Consider the following 16,608-nt stretch of genomic DNA (forward strand, 5'->3'; position numbering starts at 1 on the left):
CAGCGCTGTTAAAAACTATGAAAAAGGTGACACGGTAGCGGTAGGCTGCATGGTTGATTCATGCCAAAGCTGCAAACAGTGTGATAACGGCGAAGAGCAATTTTGCCAAGAAGGCATGGTAGGCACATACGCAGGTAAAGATAGAGTAACCGGCGAGATGACCCAAGGTGGCTATTCTAAACATATTGTTGTTCGTGAAGAATTTGTACTATCAGTCCCTGAAAATTTAGAGCTTTCGCGCGTTGCCCCTTTATTATGTGCAGGTATCACTACTTACTCTCCATTACATAAGTGGGGCGTTACAAAAGGCAGCCGTGTTGCCGTTGTAGGGCTTGGTGGCTTAGGTCACATGGCTGTTAAAAATGCCGTAGCCATGGGCGCGAGTGTAACAGTGGTTGGGCGAAGTGAGTCTAAAAAAGATGACGCAGTAAAACTTGGCGCGCAGCATTATTTAGTGTCGACTGACGAAGATGCAATGAAAGCGTCGCAGTCGACTTTTGATATTATTATTGACACCGTACCTGTTAAGCACGATTTGTCTATTTACACACCCTTATTAGACATAGATGGGACGCTAGTTATTGTTGGGCAAGTTGGCCCCGTAGAAGAGCTAAACACTGTGCCTCTTTTAATGGGTCGCCGCCGCATCGCAGGCTCACTGATTGGTGGGATAGAAGAAACCCAGCAGATGCTAGATTTTTGTGGCAAAAATAACGTATTGCCAGAGTGCGAAATGATTAATATTGACCAAATAAACACCGCGTATGAGCGAATGGAAAAATCAGACGTACGCTATCGTTTTGTTATTGATATGGCGTCGTTAGAGGCCCAGTAAGGTGGGTGATTAAATCCCCTTGTTAAAGTAAAAGAGCGGCTAATTGTATTAGCCGCTCTTTTTATATGCTTAACAGGTTTGTGCTGCGGGCTGTTGTTTATTAAGTTGCAAGTAGCTTAAAAACCACATTACTAAGCCGCCTAAAAACAACGCCGCTGCGACATAACCTGTTTGGTTAGGCGCTGCACCTTGTGCAATAACAGCCCCGCCAACCCAAGGGCCGATAGCATTTGCGGTGTTAAATGCGCATTGTACTAATGCACCAATCATTGCATGGCCCTCTGGGGCTACATCCATTAATAAAGATTGAATAAGCGTTGCCAAACCCACACTGCAACCAATAAAAAATATAACCGCATACAGCATCCAAATATTGTAACTTGCGCTAACGTAGGCAATTGCAAATACGATGGTGCACACCAGTGCAAGGCCTGTGGTTTTAATGGCAGATTTATCGGCCGCTTTACCTAATATGTAATTACCTAACGTACAACCAATACCAAACATCACCATAGCGATAGAAATAGTGTAAGGGGCTGTTTTAGTTACATCTAAAATTGTATCGGCAATGTATGTATAAATACAAAACACGCCGCCAAAGCCAATAATAACAATACCTAAAATAGACCACACCAGTTTATTTTTAAGTACGCCAAACTCATTAAGTAAGTTAGATGGCTTAGCGTTATCAATATTTGGCACTACTTTGTATACAAATATAAACGCAATAAACGCTAAAACCGCAGCGCCACCTAAGCAATAACGCCAGCTTAGGTTTTGCCCCACCAAGGTAACAATAGGCACGCCAACGATGGTCGCAATGGTTAAGCCCATAAATACTTTTGACATAAAGCTCGCGCGTTTACCCGAAGGGGCAATATCGGAGGCAAGCAAAATAGCGGCACCAAAGTATGCGCCGTGAGGTAAGCCACTTAAAAAGCGAAAAATAACGAGCTGCTCTAATGAGGTTGCTAATGCACTCAAACCATTAGAAATACACATTAGGCTTAAAAAAATCAGCAAAGCTTTGCGTTTTCGCATATTGGCCGTTGTAAGCATTAATACCGGCGCGCCTACCACGACACCAATAGCATAGGCGCTAATTGCATAGCCACTTTGCGAAGGGGTTGAGCCAAACGTTTCACTGATCAGCGGCAGCATAGGCATCATTGAAAATTCTGATAATCCTAAAATAAACGTACCTAGTGCTAACACTAATAAAATAGCAGTTTTATTTAACTGATTAGATGCCGACGCAACATCTGCACTCATAGAAGATCCTTTAACTTTGATTTTAAAAATAGTGAATAGCCACACATTAACTGTGTGGAGAGTAAACATATATTAGGTGTGGAGTGTGTCAGTGAGATGGCTATTTTAAGTTAAAAAGTGTACTACGTCATGTATAAAAAATAGTATTTTTGGCTTGTTTTACTTTTGTTAATTGCTATAAAGTGTTACTTATTAGATTAATTTATAAAAAGTTTTTACAAAGCAACTCACTAGCAAGCTTTTAATTGCTCGCAGAAAAACTAAAAAACACCTATATTTACAAAGTTGTTACATTTATTGCTAGCTTACATATTATTTTTATATTTGTTCGTTATTGTCATCCTATTATTATTCCCTAAAGGTTTAACACATGTTTGGTCTACGAAAAGATAACGCCAAAGTTGAAGAATTGGAACGTCAACTCAATGAAAGTAAATCAGTACTATCCGCTATTTATAACCATGTAGCGTATATTGAATTTACACCCGAGGGAAAAATTTTAGACGCTAATGATCTTTTTTTAGATACCGTAGGCTACAAAAGAGAAGAGGTAATAGGCAAGCACCACCGGATGTTTTGCGATTCAGACTACGCTAAGTCGAGTGAGTACAGCGAATTTTGGCAAGCGCTGCAAGGGGCAAACTCAACAAGCGGTACCTTTATGCGCTTTAACGCTAATGGCGAAAAGCTATGGCTAGAGGCTACTTATTTTCCTGTTGAAGTAAACGGGGTGGTTACTAAGGTTATTAAAATAGCGTCGGATATTACAAAAAATTATGTACAGCGAAAATCTCAAGAAGCGCTCACCGAAGCGCTTGATAAGGCGCTGGCTACAATAGAATTTAACCCCGATGGCACCATAATTAAAGCAAATCATAACTTTTTATCTACGGTGGGTTATTCACTTGCAGAAATAGTTGGCAAGCATCACAAAATGTTTTGTACTGACTCTTTTTATCAAAATAACCCTCGGTTTTGGGAAGAGCTAAGCGATGGACAGTTTAAGTCGGGTAAGTTTAAACGCATAACCTCTGATGGCTCGCAAATATGGCTAGAGGCAACTTATAACCCCATTTTAGATAATAAAGGCAAAGTGATAAAAATAGTGAAGTTTGCCTCTAATATTACCGATCGCATAAAAGACAACGAAGCCGTTAGTGAGGCCGCACAAATTGCGTATGAATCGGCGGTGTCGAGTGCGCAAACTGCAAAAACGGGCTCAGATATATTACATGATGCAATTGCAAACTCAGATGCAATTGTAAGCCAAGTACTTAAATCGGTTGATTTAATTAAAAACCTGAATGAGCAGTCAGCAGTTATCGGCTCTATTGTTTCGACCATAAGCAGTATTGCCGATCAAACTAATTTATTGGCGTTAAATGCAGCTATTGAAGCCGCCCGAGCGGGCGAGTACGGGCGCGGCTTTGCCGTGGTAGCCGATGAAGTTAGGCAGCTTGCAGCAAGCACCAGCAGTTCAACCAACGAAATTGCAACCGTAGTTAAAAACAACCAAGAGCTGACTAACGATATTTCAAAGCAAATCACCTCTGTCTCTGATTCCTCAGAGCAAGGCCGAGAGCTAATAGCGAAAGTCTCAGAAGTAATTCAAGAAATAGAACGCGGCGCAGATGCTGTTTCTGCAACAGTGTCTAAGCTTAACGCGAGTTAAGTGGCAGTAAGTTCTCAAAGTGCGACATTTTGTCGCGCTTTAAACTTGTAACTACATTATATAATTTATGCCATATATAACAGTGGCATAAATTATAAATGGCTCATATTCAACATATCCAACACACTTATTTATTCTCTCCGTTAACACTTTTATTAACTGGCCTTTTATCTCCTGCAGTATTTGCAGATGATAACACTTTAGAAATTATTGAAGTGCATGGACAGGTACACAACAAGCACTTATCGCTTGGTTCGTCAGAGGCAATGCTTAGCAATTTAGGTGTTGATTTTTCGGCTGCGGGCGGGGTGTCTAACTTACCTATTTTAAATGGTTTAATGGGCGATAGAGTAAAAGTACTGGTTGATGGCGCAGAGGTTACTGCAGCGTGCGCTAATCAGATGAACCCGCCTCTTTCTTACGTATCAGCTAATCAAGTAACGGCTTACAATGTAGTTGCTGGTGTTTCGCCAGTGAGTGCTGGTGGCGATAACATTGCAGGTGTAATAAGCGTTAACTCAATTTCACCACAATACAGCGAAAATACTGAGCTTGCATGGAACTCAGCCTATGTCTCGGCTAAGTACAGCAGTGTTGATAACGGCCAAAAGCTAGGTTTTGGAGCACGTTTAGCAAGCGATACTGTGAGCCTTAATTACCAAGGGTCGTTTAGTGATGCCAACAGCTACAAAGATGGAAAAGGTAATGTGGTACTTGATACATTATATAGGGCTCAAAACCACAGCCTAACTGGCGCGATACGTGACGATAAACAGCAAGTTGTGATAAAGCTTACGCATCAAAAAATACCGTATCAGGGTTTTGCTAACCAGTACATGGATATGACTGATAACACCAGCTATGGCGCTATTACCCAATATAAGCGCAGTTTTGAAAACAGCGAGCTAGAAGGGCAAGTTAATTGGCACAGCGTTAAACACGAAATGGGTTTTTTTAGTAAAGAAAAAACCGGCATGATGCCCATGAAAACAGATGCAAAAGACATAAGCACACAGCTTAAATGGCGCCTTACACTTGATCAAAATAGCTCATTACTACTTGGACAAGAATATTATAATTACCGCATTGATGATTGGTGGCCAGCGATTGAAGGCTCAACCATGATGGGGCCAAATGATTATATAAATATTAATAACGGTAAGCGTGAGCGTATTGCCTTATTTGCAGAATATGAAAGCCAAATCAATAACAAGCTCTGGTTAAATACGGGTATAAGGGTTGAGCGTGTTAATACACAGGTTGATGAAGTACAAGCCTATAACGATGGCATGATGAATACGGGTAGTATGAACGCAATGACAACTGCCAATAATGCGCTAGCTGCCAATGATTTTAACAATGCCGATAGAGATAAAACCGACACCTTAGTTGATGTAAATGTATTAGCTAATTATCAATTCACACTTTATGACGAGCTACAATTAGGCCTTGCCCGTAAAAACCGAGCCCCTAATTTATATGAGCGTTACAGTTGGGGTGTAAGTAATATGGCAAGCACAATGATTGGCTGGTACGGCGACGCTAATGGTTATATTGGTAATCCAGAGCTTGATGTAGAAACCGCAAATACCATTAGTGCAACGTATTCAAAAACAGCTAAAGATGATGCTTGGCGTGTAAGTGCTAATGTGTGGTACACCGATGTAAACGACTACATTGATGCAGATATTGTACGTAGTTTTAATAGTTATGGGTTAGCAAACACATCACGTAATATTTTGCAGTTTAGTAATGTTGACGCCACACTTTATGGCGCAAAGCTTGATATAAGTAAGGCACTTTATCAATCAACACAGTTTGGCGAATGGGTATTAACAGCAAACGTTACAAGTACCCGTGGTAAGCGCGACGATACTAACCAGCCGCTATATCAAATTAAGCCATTGCATACAGCGCTCTCATTAAGCCAGCAAATAGGATTATTTGAAAATGCGCTGTCGTGGGAGTGGGTGGATACAAAATCACGCGTTGATGTTAACCGCTTAGAAAACCAAACCGTTAGTTACAGCTTAGTTAATATAAGCTCTAAAGCTTCTTTTGATGCGCTTACGCTGGGTATTGAGGTGGTAAACTTATTTGATACGTTTTATCAATTACCCCTAGGCGGGGTAAGTATTGCAGCGCTTAAGCAAGGTAACAGCACGGGGTTTACTCAATTAGCTGGGCAAGGGCGCTCATTTAATATAAGTGCCAGTTACGCATTTTAAACCCATATAAAGCGTTGAGAATATGCTGCTTGGCGCTTTAGTTTAATCAGGTGTTGGCGTAACTTGCTCGGCGTTGGTTGTTTGCTGCGCCTCTAAAGCTAGTTTTTCACGCTCTGCTTTTGATACATACGCCGGTTTATTACTTTTATGCAATTTAGCATTAGCACGTTTATCTTTTTTCTGAAATTTGGTGACGATTTTTTTGCGGCGGTTCATTAGTACTAATACTCTGATTAATTAAGGTCGCGCATTATACAACCAATGCAATGTAAGCCGCTATCTAAATTTAAAGCGCGATTGTTGTAACCCTGCCGCAAAGGCCTATTTAATACTATTGCTTGGCGGTATAATTTAGCTTTAATGCCAATTTAATTATTTAAGCGATTTATTATTGCGCATTGGTAGTAATGATTCATACAAAAGGATACGTTTTGAAAAAGTTAGCTTTGCTTTGCAGTGCTTTATTTGCTTTTAGCGCACATGCACAATTACATACAAATATTGATAGTGTTGCCAATTACGCTGTTAATACTTATCAACAATCACAAATTCACACGTTAACTAATTTAGTGGCTTTTCCTACGGTAAATAAAGAGTCGATACCCGCGCCACAAAATCCTGACTTTATTAATTTTAAATCTGTATTAAAAATGAAAGCTGCAGAGCTTGGGTTTGATTACCAAGACCTAGGCTACACCGTGCTTATAGGCATGGGAGATCAAAACGAAAAGGTTACCGTTGTAACCCACGGAGACGTACAACCTGCCAATGCCAGTAAGTGGAAGCAAAGCCCATTTATTATTGATACCTCAGAGCCTGGCAAATTAGTCGGGCGGGGCACAGAAGACGACAAAGGCGCAATAGCCACCGCACTATACGCCATGAAAGCGATTAAAGATAAAGGCATAGAGCTTAATAACCGCATAGAGTTGATGATTTACCTAGCGGAGGAATCTGACTGGGGCCCGCTTACTGAATTTATGAAAACCTACGAGCAGCCAAAATACGCCGTAACCATTGATGCATCATACCCAGTTGTAGTAGCCGAGAAAGGCTGGAGCTTAATTGCTCCTACTTTTAATGCTACCTCAAAACAAACCGGTATGTATGTGAGTGATTTAGCGGGCGGCGCGTTTAAAAGCCAAATACCAGAAGATGCAAGCTTAGTGCTGCATAACGCAAGCGCTGTTGTTATTAACTCATTAAAAGCTAAAGCTAAAACACTTAGTGAAGTTGAGTTTAACTTCGAAGAGCAAGCTGAAGGCTTAAAAATAACTGTAAAAGGGGTGTCTGCGCACTCATCAGAGCCAGAGTCGGGCGTTAATGCTATTGCACACCTGAGCGAGGTATTTAAAGACGTCGCACTTGAAAATAATAGCGATGGGCAGCTTATAAAATTTGTAAATCAATTAATTGGTTTAGATATTCATGGTAAGCAATTTGGTAATATTGCCTACGAGCATGAATTCATGGGCCCAATGAGCGTAGCCCCTACCGTAATTGAACGCGATGGTAACGCACTAACGTTAGCCATTAACGCGCGCCGCCCAGTTGGTAAAGATGAAAACTTACTTAAAGCACAAATAAACAGCGCGATTAAGGAATGGGAAACTGCAAATAACGTAACGCTTACTAAAGTCGAGACCATTATTGGTACACCTATGCTGTTAGATAACGCACCGCACGCACAAAAGCTGCTCGATATTTTTAAACATTTTACAGGTGACGAACAAGCTGACTTTGTATCAATTGGCGGAGGCACTAACGCAAAATTATTTGATAATGCAGTATCGTTTGGCCCTTCAATGCCAGGCAAACGTTATACCGGCCACTCAGAGCATGAATTTATTACGCTTGAGCAATTAGCGCTTAATTTACGTATGTATACCGCAATGATGATAGAGCTAGGTAATATGTAAGCTATAGCTGTTTTAATATAAAAGCCGCCTTGTTTAACTGAAGTGACTCCAGCAAGGCGGTTTTTTTGTATTTACTAAAACTGAGCTACAAAACTGAGAGTGTATATATCGTAGCCATCGTTATCGGTGTAATTAGCTGTAAAATAGTAGTTATCGTTAATAAAGTATTTACCTTCAACAACTAAATCTGAGTCGTATAAACCAACGCCTACTGCAACATGCTTATTAAAGTAATAATTTGCCAACACATTAAAAATTGAATCATCACCAGCATCGAGATAGTCAGCATTTATAGTAAAGTAGCGTTCATCGTAAAGGTGAGCAAAGTAACGTGATGATAAGTCCCACGACTCTATTTCATCATCCGTCTCAACAGTAAAACCAATGTAGTCGGTGTCATTAATTTGGTGGTTATATTGCGCTTTAAATAAATAAACTGTGTCACCATATTCATAATCTATCATACGTGCAGATACTTTTAGCGAATCAGCAAATAAGTAACCTATGCCAAGTGAGTAGGTATCAGTATCGCCAATATTAGGCAACTCTATGGTTGCAAAAGCATTACCGTAAAAGCCTTCTCCAAAAATCCCTTTTCTACTAAAACCATCAGAATTAAAGTAATTTAAGCCTATATTACTATCTGTATCTAGGTAGCCATAATCATCCCATACTCCCGAGCTTTGTTGCTCTTCAAAGTAATAATGCGTAGATAATCCGTACACATTGTCGCTGTAATAGCGAGAATCAATTTTTGCGTAGTTAATTGTATTAAACCATTGCTTTGATGCTGATTGTTCGGCGTTTACTGATGCTGTACAGCTAAGTGCAAGCAAAGAGAGTGGCATTAAGTAGCGCATAAGTATCCTTTCTTAAAATTAAATAGGTGTATCTAGAAAAGGTATTATATTAAATACTCTTTAAAATACATTTAAATAATTGTAAGTAACTGTATGTTTGTATAAGTATTTGTAGAGATGCGCTTGAAGGGGCTGCTATAAATTGATGACTAATGTCATATTAACTGATGACAAATGGCACCTTTCAGGCTTTAAAATTAAGGCAATAATAACCTTACATTTTAAGAGGAGAGCAAACATGAATACACCAGCATTTTTTGATAATTTAAAACGTTACTTTGTGGCTTTGGTATTTTTGACCGCGATAAACTTAATTACATCGCCAAATAATTTATGGGTAGTTTGGCCTGCTTTAGGGATGGGTATAGCACTGCTAAATGAGTTATTAAACTCAAATAACTCAAAAAGGGTTAGGGATGAGTGTTAAGCCAAGTAACAGGTTACTTGGCTTAACGCGTAAAACCGTAAGGTTTAAAAATTACGTTTTATGCGGTTGAGTCGAGCGTTGCGTTTAGGGAGATTTCGGTATTAAGTAGCTTTGAAATAGGGCAGCTTTTTTTAGTTTGCTCACACAATGCCTGAAATTGCTCGTTAGCAATATCTTTAATACGTGCGTTTACTTCAAGCGCTATATGGGTGACTGCAAAGCCGTCATCAACCTCATCAAGGCTTACGGTGGCTTTAGTATCAATTTTATCGGCTTTAAAACCGGCATCGCCAAGTGCAAGCGAAAGCGCCATACTAAAGCAGGCACTGTGCGCAGCTCCCACTAATTCTTCTGGGTTAGAGCCTGGCTCGTCTTCAAAGCGAGTATTAAAACCAAATGGTTGTTTATCAAGTGCGCCGCTTTGTGTAGAAATACTGCCTTTACCTGTTTTAATATCGCCTGACCAGGTTGAGTTTGCCGTTTTTTTAATCGTCATCATCTTCTCCTTGCGTTGCATGTAAGCTTTTCAGGCTGAGTAAGTGCTATTTACATAAAACACCTAAATACAGCCTTAAAAGCCGAGTTATTCATACCATTGCAAAATAGACGCCAGCTCACGCATAGCATAAAGGATTAATACCTTTACTTTTTATTACGTTTACAACGCTCTGAGCAGTAAATAACGTTATCCCAATCGCGCTGCCACTTTTTACGCCACGCAAAAGGCTTGTTGCAAACAGGGCACATTTTTTGTGGTAAGTGGCTTTTTTTATGTGCCATATTAATTACTTTTTGCGGTGTTTTTTTGTGTGCGAGTAAGCCCTACATGCTTTTTTAATATGTTAGGAATTGCACGTTTAACATCGGCGCGCTCGCGATATTGCCATAAACGTTCGCGCGCTTGTTTGGAGGCTTGAGTTAAATCAAGCATGGGCTCGGGGTAGTCTTCACCCAGTTTAAAGTCGTTAAACAGCGCTTCCATTGGTGTTTGTTGCCAAGGCTCATGTAAATATTCTATCGGCAGCTTTTCAAGTTCGGGGCACCATTTTTTAATAAAGGCGCCGGTTGGGTCTTGATCTTCAGATTGCTTAATTGGGTTGTAATGCCTAATGGTGTTAATACCCGTAACTGAGGCCTGCATTTGTACTTGTGGGTAATGAATGCCAGGTTCAAAGTCTAAAAAGTAATTTGCCAAAGGTAAGCTTGCCTGCTGCCAGCTTATATTTAAATGATGAGTTACAAAGCTAACCAACATAGCGCGCATTCTAAAATTAATATAGCCCGTGGTTTTTAAACAGCGCATACAGGCATCAATAATGGGTATACCCGTTTGGCCTTGTGCCCAGCGCTCAATATCGTGTTGTACGTTGTCATCATTTCTATATGGGAACTGATGATACCCCGCATTGAGCGCTTTAAATTCCATCGTACTCTCACTTTCAAATTTTTGCATAAAATGGCAGTGCCAATGCAAACGCGATACAAATGCAGCAAGCGGGCGCTTCCAGCCTTTTTTGCTTGGGTGTTTTGCATGGTATGCATCAATAGCGGTTTGATAAACCTGTTTAAGGCTAATATTACCCCACGCTAAATAAGGCGAAAGCCTAGAGCAATGAATACGGCTTAAGCTGGGGCTAGATATGCCTTTTTGATATCCCTTACCGCGCTCAGCAAAAAAGCTTTGCAATATTGTGTGTGCAGTTAAAGGCCCACCTATTTGAAAGTTGTCATCATTTTGCGTGTAGCTGTCGGGCAATTTAGGTGTTTGGTAGTTATTAAGTGTAATGGTTTTTATGTTTTTCCAATTAGGAATAGCAATAGGAGCCTGCATTGTTTGTTGCCAGCGTGCGTTCCAATCTTTACGGTTTTTTTTGCCACGAATAACGCCGCCCGTTTGTGACTCAAGCCAGTTAACTTTGTTAGCTTTACACCATATAGCAACGGCTTTATCGCGCTCAAAAGTATTGTTTAAGCCAATTTCTTGATGGCTAAATATGTTTGCTATTTGGTATGTTTGATTAAGCGTGTTTAACAGTGTCAGCATGTCTTGGTTAAAAATATACAGCGTTGCTTTGTAGCGAGTTAGTTGCTGATTTATTTCGCCTATTGATTGATAAACAAAACGCCAATGGCGCGCATTATAATGTGCATCCTCAAGCATTAGTGGCTCAAAGTTGTATAGCAATAAAGTGGGTAAATCATCACTAAACGCATTTTTAAGTGGTTGATGGTCGCTAAGGCGTAAATCGCGTTTAAACCACACTATGTTTATTTTTTCGCGCATATTTAAAAAAGTGGCTGCAGTTATGAAATACTGTACGCAATACAGCGCTTTTACGATTTGCAGTACGACGTATAAAGGAAAATTATGTTTTTAGATTTAACGCAAGACACGCAGCACAATGTTTACTCGTATTTAGTGGGGGGTATTAGCCCACGGCCTATTGCTTGGGTAAGCACACTTAGTAAGGAGGGGATTGCTAATATTGCCCCTTACTCTTTTTTTACAGTGGCCAGCTGTAACCCGCCAGTGCTGAGCGTGACCCAAGTAAACCCACGCGACAAAGCCAATAAAGACACGCTTTTAAACCTTCAAGCCACTAACAACTGCGTGGTTAATATAGTCAGTGAAGAGCTAGTAGAAAAAATGAATCAAAGCTGCGCTAATTATCCACATAATGTGAGTGAATTTGAGGCGGCAAATATTGAAACAATCGCCAGTACACACGTAACATCCCTAGGCGCCGCAGCGGCTAAAGTAAGATACGAGTGCACCTTAAGAGACGTTATTCAGATAAGCGACGAACCAGGTGGCGGCAAAGTTATGCTACTCAACGTGGTGGGGATTTATATTGACGATAACGTGTTAGTGAATGGCTATATAGACCCCTCGCGTTTAAACAGCGTAGGTAAAATGGGTGGAGACTACTTTAGCTCTACTAAAGATAAATTTGTACTAAAGCGGCCACAATTGTAAAATAACAGATTAACTTTATACACTTACTGTTAACTCATTAAGCGTTACTTATAAAAACAAATGGATATTGAATGTCTAAACTTTACCTCACTTTAGTATTTGCCCTACTTAGTTTTAGCTGCCTATCAGCCTCTGATAAAAAGCTACCCATAGAAGCGTTTGCAGGCTTAAAAAGCATAAGCCAAGTTAAGCTCTCACCAGATGGAAATAACATTGCATATGTTAGAAACCTTGATGGCGATTTAGTTTTAATGGTGCAAAGCCTTACAACAGGTAAGGGCAAGCCGATTATTAAATCTGATAACCACACTGTATTTTTTGACTGGTTTAGTTGGGCAAATAATGATGTGTTGTTATTGGGCGCACGATACATTAAATATCAATTTGGTGGGGTTAAGTATGCGTCTACATTAATGTATTCGTATAATCTAAGTGATGATAAAGGAATAAAACTGGCGTTTAGAGCAAACAACACGCGTGATGAAAAGCAGCCTCAGTTTTCTGACCGAATTATTAGCTTTTTACCGGAGCAAGAAAATAAAATACTCGTGCAGGGCGATTTTAAAATAGCCAATACCCCTGCGGTGTATGAACTTGACCTAACTACCTTACGCAAAAAACAAATACAACGTGCTCGTGCAGATGTAACCAGTTGGTTTGCTGATAGACAAGGCAAGGTTCGTATTGCTAAAAAAATGGATGAAACACAATTTACTTACGAGCTGTACAACGAGCAAAATGAGTCGTGGCAAACACTATTTAGCTACGAAGTATTTAGTGAGCAAAGCATTTCGATACTTGGCTTTGATAAAGACCCTAACTTTTTATACATCACTGCGCTACATGAAGGGCGTGATGCATTATTTAAGCTTAATCTATCAACTAACAAACGTGAGCTCATTTTTAGCGACGACAAGTACGATGTCGATGGCGATATTTTTTACTCCCGTAAAACTGGCGAAGTGGCAGGCTTTACGCATTCGCATTTAGAAGATGGTATTGCGTATTGGGATGAAGACTTAGATAAGCTACATCGCTCTTTACGAGCATCACTACCTAAAGATTCATTTGAAATGGATATTGTTAGCACCAGCGACGATCAGCAAAAATATGTACTGTATGTCAGCTCAGATAAAACATCAGGCGCCTACATGTTAGGTGACAGAAAGCGAGGTGATTTAACATTTTTTGCAGACGTTTACCCACACATTAACGAAAGCGTATACGCCGGTAAAGAGCACATCAGCTATAAAGCACGTGACGGGCTTATTATAGAAGGCTACTTAACGCTGCCTGTTGGCTATGAGAAAGGCGATAAGTTACCCACTATTATATTTCCACATGGTGGGCCTATGGCGCGAGACTATGCAGGCTTTGACTATTGGACTGCGCTACTGGCATATAATGGTTATGCCGTGTTACAGCCTAACTTTCGTGGCTCAAGTGGTTATGGTTATGACTTTTTAATGCAGTCGATTCAAGGTTTTGGTTTAGCCATGCAAGATGACTTACAAGATGGAGCTAACTGGTTAATAGACCAAGGGATTGCTCAGCCAGATAAAATTTGTATTGGTGGCGCAAGCTATGGTGGATATGCCGCCTTAATGGCTGTTATTAAACACCCTGAAACATTTAAATGTGCGGCAAGTTTTGCAGGGGTAACTGACCTTGAGCATATTGTGAGTAAAGCCCGACACTTTACAAACAAAGACATAGTACGAAAACAGTTTGGAACAAATAGCGATAAGTTAGAGGCCAATTCGCCGGTCAATTTTGCTAAATCAATCAACAAACCTGTTTTACTTGTGCATGGTAGCGACGACAGTGTTGTCCCTATTTACCATAGTAGAGAAATGGAAGATGAACTAGATGACGAAGATAAAGATGTTACTTACATTGAGCTAGAAGATGGCGATCATTACTTGTCTTATCAGCCGCATAGAATTAAAACGTTACAAGCGTTTCTCGATTTTTTTGATAAGCATTTAAAAAACGATTAATAACAAAGGCGACTTAGGTCGCCTTTTTAGAGCGTAATTTTTTATATAATGCACATTGTTTGCACTTTTACTTGTTAACGTTATACGTTGTTATTAAAGGCGCTATTTATAAGTCGCTATAATAGAACACGCAATTAATACAATTGTTATTACAGGCTATTCTTAAAAGTGCTTAGAGCTTTTAATAATACGTTTTAGCAGTAAAAAAATACGCAATAAATAACAGCTCAAATGCTTTTAGAGTCAGGTTTATAAAAAATAAATGAAAATTCACAACAAACTTTTTTTAATATTATTTAGCTTCACCTTTAGCATTATTGCGGGGCTTGTTGTGCTTATTCAGTACAGTATTGGCCAAGGTATTATTGATTTTGTAAACGCCAAAGAAGTAAAAGCATTAGAGCCATTAGCGGTACAGCTGGCTAATAAATACGCGCAAACTCCCTCGTGGGATAAAATTATAGGTAACGATCAGCGCTTTTTAAGGTTGGTTGAATCGCAATTGCAATCAAGCCAGTTTTTACCTAGTTTACGCGATATGCCACAGCGCTCAGAAATTCGCGGCGAACGCAGACCCAGACCCCCACAGCATATGGCGCAACGAGATCGACGCCCACCGCCCGAGCATGCCGCGCACTATGCACTACTGGATGAAAAACAGCAGCGTATTTTTGGCAAATTATTTGAGGATTTAAAGTACATTAAAACGCCCATAGAGCTTGAAGGTAAAACAATTGCTTACCTTGCTGTTTCAAAAAGAAAAAGCCTAGCAGATGGGTACGAGTTGGATTTTTTAAAGCAACAAACTAACTATTTATGGCTTATTGCGTTAACCGCAGGGCTACTTACCTTAATGTTGTCTTTTTTACTGGCAAGGCATTTAGTTGGCCCTGTAAAGCAAATTGCCAGTGGTATGCATAAGCTAACCAAAGGGCAGTACAGCACCAAACTTTTATTAGATAGGAAAGACGAGCTGGGCCAGCTTAGTGAAGATTTTAATACCTTGGCCTTTACGCTCGCTAAAGATGAGCAAGTACGTAAACGCTGGTTAGCTAATATTTCTCATGAACTAAGAACGCCAATGAGCATTTTACTCGGTGAGCTCGAAGCTATGTTGCTTGGGATACGTGAACCAAATAATAAAAATATTAGTTCTGCTAACGATGAAGCGCTGCATTTAAAGCGCTTGATTGACGACCTACACATGTTAAACAGCGCCGAGCTAGGCGGCATGCATTACACCATGCAACCTACCGACGTAGGCTTTTTACTTAACTCCATAGAGCAAAAGTATCACGTTATTTTTGAGCAGCACGCTATTAATTTTTACCTTCTTAATAGTGCTAACAACACCACAGTAAACGCAGATAAAACACGTATACTGCAATTGCTAGATAATATCTTAATGAATGCGGTGCATTACGCCCAGTGCTCAACTATTTCTTTAAGTGCCAATAACGTAAATATTAAAGGCCAAGCCTATTTAGAGCTTATAATAGAGGACAACGGGGTAGGCGTTGAGCAAACGCATTTATCGCACTTGTTTGAATATTTATACCGTGTAGACAGCTCTCGCAATCGCCAAGAGGGAGGCTCTGGTTTAGGTTTGTCTATTTGTCAGCATATAGTTAAAGGTCATAATGGCGAAATATCAGCCGAAAAAGCCAGTATGGGCGGGCTTGGCATTGTTATTAAATTACCCTTATTAGTTCAGTAGAGGATAAGTATGAGTGAGCAAATACTCATTGTTGAAGATGAAATAAAACTTGCCAATTTAATGAGCGACTTTTTAACAAGTCATCATTATCAAACGCACCTTATTCATCATGGTGATGAAGTACTTAGCTGGCTTGAAAGTAATAAGCCAAGTGTTATTTTATTAGATATTATGTTGCCAGGGCAAAGCGGTATAGAGCTGTGCAAAGCGATAAGAAAGTTCTCTAATGTGCCCATTATTATGGTTTCGGCAAAGGTGGAGGAGATTGACCGGTTACTCGGACTTGAACTGGGCGCCGATGACTACATTTGCAAACCGTTTAGTTATGCTGAGCTGGTGGCGCGAGTTAAAGCAATTTTAAGACGTGTTAATACCACAAAAGAGCCGGTAAATAATGCCATGACACTGGATGAAAGTACTTACAGTGTAAATTATAAAAATAGCAGTATAGAACTAACTAATTTTGAATTTCAGCTATTTAAGCCTTTGTATTCTAACCCTAACAGAATCTATTCACGCGATAGCTTAATGGACACCATGTACGCAGACCAACGTATAGTTAGCCACCGAACTATAGACAGCCACATAAAAAAGTTACGTAAAAAGCTTGATGAAGTAACGCAAACCGACAGCGTTATTCAGTCGGTTTACGGTGTGGGCTATCGGTTTGTTCACCCTCAATAGCTAAACGTGAGCGCAGT

General features: G+C 40.0%; 14 protein-coding genes and 2 pseudogenes. 10 read left to right on the forward strand and 6 right to left on the reverse strand.

What is annotated here, in order from left to right; all coding sequences use genetic code 11:
- Positions 1–835: NAD(P)-dependent alcohol dehydrogenase (locus L650_RS0113145; protein ID WP_029773404.1), on the forward strand; the 835-nt coding region annotated here is incomplete at its 5' end.
- A gap of 69 nt (positions 836–904) precedes the next feature.
- Here L650_RS0113145 and L650_RS0113150 read toward each other — a convergent pair.
- The gene (locus L650_RS0113150; protein ID WP_029773405.1) at positions 905–2,107 is read right to left on the reverse strand and encodes an MFS transporter; all 1,203 of its coding nucleotides are present in this window, start codon (positions 2,105–2,107) and stop codon (positions 905–907) included.
- A gap of 370 nt (positions 2,108–2,477) precedes the next feature.
- On the opposite strand from L650_RS0113150, the pseudogene L650_RS24855 reads away from it, so the two are divergent.
- From L650_RS24855 to L650_RS0113160, 3 genes and pseudogenes are all read left to right on the forward strand, one after another.
- Positions 2,478–3,248 (forward strand): annotated as a pseudogene (locus L650_RS24855) (PAS domain-containing protein); the annotation flags it as partial.
- Positions 3,249–3,356: 108 nt separating this feature from the next.
- Positions 3,357–3,779, forward strand: a pseudogene (locus tag L650_RS24860) (methyl-accepting chemotaxis protein); the annotation flags it as partial.
- Positions 3,780–3,877: 98 nt separating this feature from the next.
- Positions 3,878–6,007: a TonB-dependent receptor plug domain-containing protein gene (locus L650_RS0113160; RefSeq protein WP_029773407.1), complete on the forward strand. Its 2,130-nt coding sequence runs from the start codon at positions 3,878–3,880 to the stop codon at positions 6,005–6,007.
- Positions 6,008–6,049: 42 nt separating this feature from the next.
- On the opposite strand, the gene L650_RS23830 is transcribed toward L650_RS0113160, so the two are convergent.
- The gene (locus tag L650_RS23830) at positions 6,050–6,223 is read right to left on the reverse strand and encodes a DUF2986 domain-containing protein (protein ID WP_085065494.1); all 174 of its coding nucleotides are present in this window, start codon (positions 6,221–6,223) and stop codon (positions 6,050–6,052) included.
- A gap of 215 nt (positions 6,224–6,438) precedes the next feature.
- On the opposite strand from L650_RS23830, the gene L650_RS0113170 reads away from it, so the two are divergent.
- Positions 6,439–7,926, forward strand: a complete 1,488-nt coding sequence (locus L650_RS0113170; protein WP_029773408.1) for a dipeptidase — start codon at positions 6,439–6,441, stop codon at positions 7,924–7,926.
- A gap of 74 nt (positions 7,927–8,000) precedes the next feature.
- Here the strand turns inward: L650_RS0113170 and L650_RS0113175 are convergent, their stop codons facing one another.
- On the reverse strand, positions 8,001–8,786 hold the full coding sequence (locus L650_RS0113175) for a putative porin (protein WP_029773409.1): 786 nt from the start codon (positions 8,784–8,786) through the stop codon (positions 8,001–8,003).
- Between the two features lie 145 nt (positions 8,787–8,931).
- Here L650_RS0113175 and L650_RS0113180 point away from each other — a divergent pair, with 145 nt between their 5' ends.
- Entirely contained in the window at positions 8,932–9,213 is a 282-nt protein-coding gene (locus tag L650_RS0113180) for a 2TM domain-containing protein (RefSeq protein ID WP_223230584.1), read from the forward strand.
- A 58-nt stretch (positions 9,214–9,271) separates the two neighbouring features.
- On the opposite strand, the gene L650_RS0113190 is transcribed toward L650_RS0113180, so the two are convergent.
- The 3 genes from L650_RS0113190 to L650_RS0113200 form a co-directional block, all read right to left on the reverse strand.
- Positions 9,272–9,709, reverse strand: coding sequence for an OsmC family protein (locus L650_RS0113190; RefSeq protein WP_029773410.1), 438 nt, complete (start codon positions 9,707–9,709; stop codon positions 9,272–9,274).
- Positions 9,710–9,855: 146 nt separating this feature from the next.
- Positions 9,856–9,993 (reverse strand): DUF2256 domain-containing protein, encoded by a 138-nt coding sequence (locus tag L650_RS23835; protein ID WP_024034255.1) that lies wholly within the window; start codon positions 9,991–9,993, stop codon positions 9,856–9,858.
- A 1-nt stretch (position 9,994) separates the two neighbouring features.
- Complete coding sequence (locus L650_RS0113200; RefSeq protein ID WP_029773411.1) at positions 9,995–11,497, reverse strand: cryptochrome/deoxyribodipyrimidine photo-lyase family protein; 1,503 nt, start codon at positions 11,495–11,497, stop codon at positions 9,995–9,997.
- A gap of 84 nt (positions 11,498–11,581) precedes the next feature.
- On the opposite strand from L650_RS0113200, the gene L650_RS0113205 reads away from it, so the two are divergent.
- The 4 genes from L650_RS0113205 (at position 11,582) to L650_RS0113220 (ending at position 16,591) form a co-directional block, all read left to right on the forward strand.
- The gene (locus tag L650_RS0113205; RefSeq protein WP_029773412.1) at positions 11,582–12,190 is read left to right on the forward strand and encodes a flavin reductase family protein; all 609 of its coding nucleotides are present in this window, start codon (positions 11,582–11,584) and stop codon (positions 12,188–12,190) included.
- Between the two features lie 71 nt (positions 12,191–12,261).
- The gene (locus L650_RS0113210; RefSeq protein WP_029773413.1) at positions 12,262–14,190 is read left to right on the forward strand and encodes an alpha/beta hydrolase family protein; all 1,929 of its coding nucleotides are present in this window, start codon (positions 12,262–12,264) and stop codon (positions 14,188–14,190) included.
- A 262-nt stretch (positions 14,191–14,452) separates the two neighbouring features.
- The gene (locus L650_RS0113215) at positions 14,453–15,907 is read left to right on the forward strand and encodes an ATP-binding protein (RefSeq protein ID WP_029773414.1); all 1,455 of its coding nucleotides are present in this window, start codon (positions 14,453–14,455) and stop codon (positions 15,905–15,907) included.
- Positions 15,908–15,916: 9 nt separating this feature from the next.
- Complete coding sequence (locus tag L650_RS0113220; protein WP_029773415.1) at positions 15,917–16,591, forward strand: response regulator; 675 nt, start codon at positions 15,917–15,919, stop codon at positions 16,589–16,591.
- Positions 16,592–16,608 lie beyond the last annotated feature (17 nt).

It is taken from the genome of Pseudoalteromonas sp. TB51, assembly GCF_000498055.1.
Classification (GTDB): Bacteria; Pseudomonadota; Gammaproteobacteria; order Enterobacterales; family Alteromonadaceae; genus Pseudoalteromonas; species Pseudoalteromonas atlantica.

What these genes read in the sequence shown, in the direction of transcription:
- L650_RS0113215 (WP_029773414.1), top strand. Translation starts at nt 14,453, where the DNA reads ATGAAAATTCACAACAAACTTTTTTTAATATTATTTAGCTTCACCTTT.
- L650_RS0113220 (WP_029773415.1), top strand. Translation starts at nt 15,917, where the DNA reads ATGAGTGAGCAAATACTCATTGTTGAAGATGAAATAAAACTTGCCAAT.
- L650_RS0113205 (WP_029773412.1), top strand. Translation starts at nt 11,582, where the DNA reads ATGTTTTTAGATTTAACGCAAGACACGCAGCACAATGTTTACTCGTAT.
- L650_RS23830 (WP_085065494.1), bottom strand. Translation starts at nt 6,223, where the DNA reads ATGAACCGCCGCAAAAAAATCGTCACCAAATTTCAGAAAAAAGATAAA.
- L650_RS0113175 (WP_029773409.1), bottom strand. Translation starts at nt 8,786, where the DNA reads ATGCGCTACTTAATGCCACTCTCTTTGCTTGCACTTAGCTGTACAGCA.
- L650_RS0113150 (WP_029773405.1), bottom strand. Translation starts at nt 2,107, where the DNA reads ATGAGTGCAGATGTTGCGTCGGCATCTAATCAGTTAAATAAAACTGCT.
- L650_RS0113210 (WP_029773413.1), top strand. Translation starts at nt 12,262, where the DNA reads ATGTCTAAACTTTACCTCACTTTAGTATTTGCCCTACTTAGTTTTAGC.
- L650_RS23835 (WP_024034255.1), bottom strand. Translation starts at nt 9,993, where the DNA reads ATGGCACATAAAAAAAGCCACTTACCACAAAAAATGTGCCCTGTTTGC.
- L650_RS0113160 (WP_029773407.1), top strand. Translation starts at nt 3,878, where the DNA reads ATGGCTCATATTCAACATATCCAACACACTTATTTATTCTCTCCGTTA.
- L650_RS0113200 (WP_029773411.1), bottom strand. Translation starts at nt 11,497, where the DNA reads ATGCGCGAAAAAATAAACATAGTGTGGTTTAAACGCGATTTACGCCTT.
- L650_RS0113180 (WP_223230584.1), top strand. Translation starts at nt 8,932, where the DNA reads ATGACTAATGTCATATTAACTGATGACAAATGGCACCTTTCAGGCTTT.
- L650_RS0113190 (WP_029773410.1), bottom strand. Translation starts at nt 9,709, where the DNA reads ATGACGATTAAAAAAACGGCAAACTCAACCTGGTCAGGCGATATTAAA.